General features: G+C 69.8%; 7 protein-coding genes. 2 read left to right on the forward strand and 5 right to left on the reverse strand.

The window, feature by feature from the left end:
• Positions 1-359: 359 nt before the first annotated feature.
• Positions 360-494 carry a hypothetical protein gene (locus tag ACY5KJ_RS15720; protein ID WP_462203697.1) on the reverse strand — a complete coding sequence of 45 codons (135 nt, stop codon included), beginning with the start codon at positions 492-494 and terminating at the stop codon, positions 360-362.
• A gap of 425 nt (positions 495-919) precedes the next feature.
• Here ACY5KJ_RS15720 and ACY5KJ_RS15725 point away from each other — a divergent pair, with 425 nt between their 5' ends.
• Both ACY5KJ_RS15725 and ACY5KJ_RS15730 read left to right on the forward strand, forming a co-directional pair.
• A complete protein-coding gene (locus ACY5KJ_RS15725) occupies positions 920-1,123 on the forward strand; it encodes an FDXHR family putative zinc-binding protein (protein ID WP_462185867.1) in 204 nt (67 codons plus the stop codon).
• Between the two features lie 341 nt (positions 1,124-1,464).
• A complete protein-coding gene (locus ACY5KJ_RS15730; protein WP_462203690.1) occupies positions 1,465-2,055 on the forward strand; it encodes a hypothetical protein in 591 nt (196 codons plus the stop codon).
• A 167-nt stretch (positions 2,056-2,222) separates the two neighbouring features.
• Here the strand turns inward: ACY5KJ_RS15730 and ACY5KJ_RS15735 are convergent, their stop codons facing one another.
• The 4 genes from ACY5KJ_RS15735 to ACY5KJ_RS15750 all read right to left on the reverse strand — a co-directional run bounded on the left by ACY5KJ_RS15735 (position 2,223) and on the right by ACY5KJ_RS15750 (position 5,878).
• Positions 2,223-2,669, reverse strand: a complete 447-nt coding sequence (locus ACY5KJ_RS15735) for a DUF3817 domain-containing protein (RefSeq protein ID WP_462185840.1) — start codon at positions 2,667-2,669, stop codon at positions 2,223-2,225.
• The gene (locus ACY5KJ_RS15740) at positions 2,669-3,325 is read right to left on the reverse strand and encodes a hypothetical protein (protein ID WP_462203691.1); all 657 of its coding nucleotides are present in this window, start codon (positions 3,323-3,325) and stop codon (positions 2,669-2,671) included. The genes ACY5KJ_RS15735 and ACY5KJ_RS15740 overlap by 1 nt, the downstream gene beginning before the upstream one ends.
• A gap of 161 nt (positions 3,326-3,486) precedes the next feature.
• Complete coding sequence (locus ACY5KJ_RS15745; RefSeq protein ID WP_462203693.1) at positions 3,487-4,407, reverse strand: hypothetical protein; 921 nt, start codon at positions 4,405-4,407, stop codon at positions 3,487-3,489.
• 691 nt (positions 4,408-5,098) lie between these two features.
• Entirely contained in the window at positions 5,099-5,878 is a 780-nt protein-coding gene (locus tag ACY5KJ_RS15750) for a SigE family RNA polymerase sigma factor (protein ID WP_462203695.1), read from the reverse strand.
• Positions 5,879-6,066 lie beyond the last annotated feature (188 nt).

A 6,066-nucleotide genomic window follows, 5' to 3' on the forward strand; every position in this document is an offset into this window, starting at 1 on the left:
ACTTCATTACGTCCCCTTAGCGACGGTGTGGAGACCGTGAACCGTGACTGACCCTCCACGCTTCGGCCGCCTCACGAAGCGCACTTTGTGGGTGGGTGTGTAAGAGCGGGAATCTCTCTCCAGGAGAGGCTCGTCGTGCGGGGCCGCAGTCGCCCGCAGGCCGAACCCTTCTGAGCGGGACTGGGCCTGCTTCGCGGGACTGGGCCTGGTCGACTCCGATCCGATGTACGGATCCTGCACCATCGGCCTCGGCGACAGGCAGGAACCGCTCATCCGGTTCCGCACCGACGGGCACGTGGCCCGCGCAGCACCATCGGGCGACTCGGAATGGAGCGGCCGGTCTCGATGAAACTGATGCGTCAGGCGGAACTGTCGGCTCGCAACGCCAGTCCGAGTTGACTGATCCGGCGTCGCTCCCGCCACCCTCGCAGCAGTGCGCCGGCACTCACGCCCGGGATCCCCTCACCGCCGGCCCTGGCGATGGCGTCCGCCATGCGCTTGACTATAGCTAGTCCAGTGGTATTGGTGGGTATCAGTAGTCATTTTTTGACTGTCCGGCGATGTTCCAGGCGTCGCTCGGCCCGGCACGGTTGTTTCCGGCGCGGGTTCCCGCTAGCGGGAACCCGCGCCGATGACGATCCGTCCGGGCGGAACGCTCTGGTTCGCGAGCTCCGGAAGCGTTGCCGCAGGACAATCACCCTGAACACTCGACAGCCGGTTGCGTGACGCTTGTGCAGGTCTGCGACAGGATGGCCGGGTGCCTCCCCGTCGGTCGACATCCCCTCGCGCGATCCCGGCCGCCAACACCCCACCCCGGCGTCCACGCGCGGTTTCCGTCACACTCCGTTCCCCAGATGAACAATCCATCCAACAGGCGTTGCCGATCCAGGTCTCTCGTCGCCGGCAGCCCGACAAGACAGTGCAGATCCCGGTCACGGCCAGTTGTGCCGGCTGTGAAGAGCGGTGGACCGATCCGGCCACGACCCATTGCGGGTCCTGCCACCAGTCCTGGCCGACGGTGCAGGGCTTCGATGAGCATCTGGTCGATTGCCCGGCTCATCCGGTGATCGCGACTCGTCGGGTCAAGCGGGAGCGTGAGCCGTCGGGCGCCAACGTGGCCTGAGTCCGTCCTTCCCCCGTGACCGCGGTCTTCCTCCGCATGCGGCCGGTTTCCGCCGGACGTCTCGGTCACGGGCGATCGGCGGCCGGTAGGCGGCCGATGTGTTTTCGAGCCGCTGTCCTGGCCGAGCCCGGATCACGACGGTGAGGCCCGGCACCGAAGGCCGGAACCACTCGGCGATTCCGTGCAACGGACCGGTGAGGCGGGCGAGAAACTGCTACGTTCCGGCGCTGGAGCACCCGTGAACGCCGCCGCACCGTGTCGATCATCCGGCCGGGATTCCGTCCGTGCCGTGCGCCATCGGATCGCGGATCGAGGATCGCGGGCTGCGGACGGAGGAACGGATGACGGTCTGCGGATTGGTCCGGCTGGACGGGGTGGACGTCCGGCGGGCGTCCCTGACCGCCATGCTGGCTTCATCGTCGTTTGGGCTGCCCGCCGCACGCGGTGTCCACCTCGACGGAGCATTCGGGACGGTGACCGCCGCGGACCTGCGGGCGGACCCGACTCCGCCGATCGCGGTCGACGACGCGGGGCTCGTGGTGATCGCGGATCGTCCGTCCCGCCGTCCCGAGGGAAACGAGACGGCCTGGATGCTGGCGGCCGCCTACCGCAGCGGCGGCAAGTGGGCGTTGCTCCGGTCCACCACGCGGACGGTGACGATCGTCTGGGACCCGCGGCGCGCCCAGCTGGTCCTCGTGCGACCCGCCAGTACGGCCGACGAACTGATCACCTGGTCGGACGGGCGCCTGTTTGCCTTCGGTACCGAGGCTGACCAGGTGCTGTCCGCGGAGATGCTCGCTCCGCCCTCCCGGTTGGCCCGGCTCCGGCGGCTCACCGCCGGTGAGGTCCTGACGATCGCCGTGCCCGCCCGTCTCCGCCGCCCCGCACCGGCGGCGTTCCGCCTGGCTGGAGTTGACTCGGACGTGTCCTGAGGCGACGTCTCCCGGCGCGTCGGCTTCTGCGTCTCCCGGCGCGTTGGCTTCTGCCTGCGTCGGCAGAAGCCGACGGCGGCCTCTGCCTGCGTCGGCCTGCCCTGAGATGTCCCTGCCCTGAGAGGTCCCGGCGTCTCTCGACGCCGTCAGGCCGGTCCTCAGGTCCGTCAGGTTGTGGAGGCCTCGGCGCTCTGCGCGGGCTTCGCGGGCTTGGTGGGCCCGGTGGCCGGGCTGGCCGGAGCCGCGGCGGCGGACAGCTGGCTCTCCCGCACAAGGGAGGTGACCCGCCGCTCGGCGAAGAACGACAGGAACGGGATGGTGCCGGCAAGCATGATCGTGATCGTCCGGGTCGAGGACAGCCGGCAACGGTTCGCCAGATCGAAGGAAGCGGCGAGATACACCATGTACAGCACACCGTGGAGCGGGCCGACGGCCGCCACGATCGCGTCGTTGCCGCCGATGTACTTCATCGGCATGCCGATGCACACCAGCGCGATCAGCCCCACACCGACGATGTAGGCGATGGCCCGATACCGCAGCAGGGATGCGCGAATCGCCGTCGCGGAGGCACGTCCTGTGGTGGCCGTACGGGTGGGGTCGGGCAATGCCGTCATCAGCGGGCTCCGTTGATGTGCTTGAGGGCGTCCCGAAGGGCGTCACGCTCGTACAGTGAGGCGAGATAGCGGTTGTAGGCGTCGAGTTCGTCGTCCTCGGCGGACTGCTCGGCGGTGCCGGTCGTCAGCATTTTGGGGCCCGTGTCGAGATCCGGTCGCCATGGCGCCTCGGGGGCGATCCGGCCGTGGGCACCCCACCGCGGCCCGGTGGTGTCCTTGGGCGCCAGATCCTCCTTCATCATCTTCACCCACCAGTACACGACGAAGGCGGCGAAGACAGGCCACTCGACCCCGTAGAAGAGGTTTTGCAACGATCCCTGCGGGGATTCGCCCTTCGTCAGCTGCCAGATGCCCATGCGGATGAAGAATGCGATCAGGAAGAGCGCGAGGAGATGACGCGCGATCCACGAGGGTGACAACAGCAGCCGACGCACGAGGTTGACGCTACCTCTCCCCGGCCGGTCAGCGTAGGGCGCGTGGCACCTTCCCGCGACCGGACTCACACCCGGGACCGGGGCGCCGGGCGGCGTGGGAGGGGGCGCGAGGGGCTGGCCGACCTTGGCCGGGCCGGCCAGCCCGCGTGCCGCCGTCGGCGGCCGCTTGGCGACCCGTCCGCCGGGCTGGGGGGTAGCCGGGGAGCGAACGGGCCGAAACACCGCCGGACCTCCTGGCGCGGGGGGCCGGTATGGCGTTCATCTGTCAGTCGTCCGGCGGAGGTTGATTGGTTGCCGTCGTTGTGAAGATTTTTCGTCCGCATGGTTCCCCATGGTTCCGCATGGTCAAGTGCAGACCCACGTAACCGCGCAGACCCACGCCGTCAGCGCAGGACTGCGGCCGCCAGTGTCCAACCCGACGTGCCCCCGCTGGAGATGGTGATCGACGTCGTGCCGATTCCGGCCGGCAGCCCGATGCTCACCACTCCATCGGCCGAGCCATCGGCGATCGGTGAAGGCAGGGTCTGGGTGAAGGTCTGCGTGCCGCCGATGGAGGTGACGATGATCTGTACCCGCCCGGAACCGGATCCGAGGAGGACGTCCAGGGTGAGCGGAGACTGCGAGACGAAGACCGTCAGCCGGGCCGAGCCCTGCAGGGACAGCCGGTCGGTGTCGTCCACGCCGGTCGCGACCGGCGTGCCCTCCGTCCAGTCGAATCCGGAGGATGACGGCACGGACGTGCCCAGCAGGGTGTCGGTGTCGATCAGCGGCATCACAATGGCGGCCCGGTTCTGCACACCGTTCCACGAGCCCCCGAACAGCACCCAGTCGAGAGTTCCGGGGCCCGGAAGCCGCACCTGTGACCCACTGGGGAAGGGGGCGACGGTGCTGGTGTAGATCCCGCCGCCGATGCCCGCGAACGTTCCGCTGGGCAGGGAGGATCTGCTGTCACCATGGTTCGCGGACGGTCCCGCGGACGGTGACGGTGCGCCGCCACCACCGCTCGCGGACCCCGGGTCCGCCGGGTCCGGGCCGGCGGATCTCCGTGCGGCGCTCGCGTCGCTCGTCGCGTCCGGGACGGCGGCGCTGCCCCCGGATGTTCCGGCGGGGCTCGACTTGGCCGGTTCCGGTGGGACCACCGTGGTGGCCTGGGGCGACGCGGCCGGCGTCCGCACGACCGGAGACGTCGTGACCGGCGTGGCGGACGGCCGCGGCTTCGCCGTGACGGTCGTCGTGGGCGGAGCCGGGGAGTTCGATCCTGACGGCCCCAGCAGGGCCAGGGCCGTCAGGGCCATGATGCTCACGATGGCGAGTAGCGCCCCCGCGATCGTGCCGCGTCGGGCAACCGAGTGCCGCCGGGAACGGGGCCAGTTGTGGGACCGGGGGAGCCGGTCGGGGCTGGTAGACCGGCTGGATCGGCGCCGTCGGCTCGATGGGGCCTTCGTGACGGTACGGCCCAGGCGGTGCTGCCGGGTGATGATCCGGCCATCCTCGGTCCGGGTGCTGGAGCCGATCGAACCAGGCGGTCTGAGTGGTCCGTTCGCGCCGAGTGGTCCGTTCGCGCTGAGTGGACCGCTCGGGCCGACAGGTCCGATCGGGCCGAGGGGGCGGATGATCGTGCCGCTCAGGGGAGCATCGACTGCCGCCGCGACACGTCTGCGGATGCGATCGGAGTCGGGGCGGTGCCGGCCCATCTCGGCGCTCAGCATGCCGCGGAGTCGGTCGGGGAACGGGAGCTCCCCCAGATTGCCGCCATGACCGTCGCCGCCGCGGAACTCGCCGACGCGATCGGCTGACCCTCGACCATCCGCGCTCGAGCTGTTGGTTCCACGGTCGCCCGTTCCACGGTCGCCTGTTCCGTGGTCGCTAGTCACGCGGTCACCCGTCCCCGGAGCGGAGGGACGGCAATCGGCCGGAGGCCCGCCGCGCCGCGCCGCCGCGCCACCCTGCGCATCATGATCGGGCCCCTGGAACCCCGGGCGCCTTCTGCGTCATCTATGCCTCGCCGACTCGCTGTTGCCACCAGGGCCATAGCTTGACGCGGCCGAGGCAGGCGAACGCCGACCGGCTCGGACCCGCCGGTTTGCCGGACTGACCACTGCCCCGCCGCCGTCCCAGGCGACCCGAGCCCGATCGGGACCCATTCACCCGGGAACCGCCCGATCGGGATGTGGCGCCGCGTGACGTGCCCGACTGACCGGACGCTACCTGTGGCCTCGCCACCTCCGCGGCACCGGCCGGCGGTAGCTCGGTGTTCTGGAGAATCCGCTCCAGTTCGGCGACTCCCTTGGCGGTCTGGCTCTTCACCGTGCCGACGGAGATACCCAGCGTGCGAGCCGTCTCGATCTCCGACAGGTCGAAGGCGTAGCGGAGCACGACACACGCACGTTTGCCCGGCGGCAGTGTCATCAGCGCGGAGCGCAGATCCATGACCGCGGGGAGATCGGGTATCCGCGCCGACTGGTCGGCCCGCTGACCAAGGAAGAGCAGCCCGCGTCGCTCGCGGACGACCTTCCGGACCCGGTCGGCCGCCAGGTTGGCGACGATCCGCCGGACATACGCCAGTGGAAGGTCTGCGGAGCGGACCCGGTCCCATGCGGACCAGGCGGCCGTCAGAGCGTCCGCGGTGATGTCGTCCGCGACGTCGTGATCGCCAGTCAGGAGATACGCAAACCGGCTCAGCTCGCGGTGATGTCTCTCGAAGAAGGCATGAAACTCCGCCTGGGTATGGGGATGTTCGGGCTCGTCGTCGGCCGCGACCGCTTCCACTGGCACGCTCCCCGGGCCCGTCGAGGCCGGCGCGTCCGCGGCGCCGGCCGGACAGCCGATGCTGTGGTCGTCTGTCACTGGTTGCAGAGAACCATGAGTTCAGGGCGATGTGCATATGACGGTAGCGACTCGATCGGGTATGCGTCGTGGTACCTGGATGCCGAGTGGGGCGGTCACTGTTAATACGCTCGAAG

The organism is Frankia sp. CcWB3, from assembly GCF_977927595.1.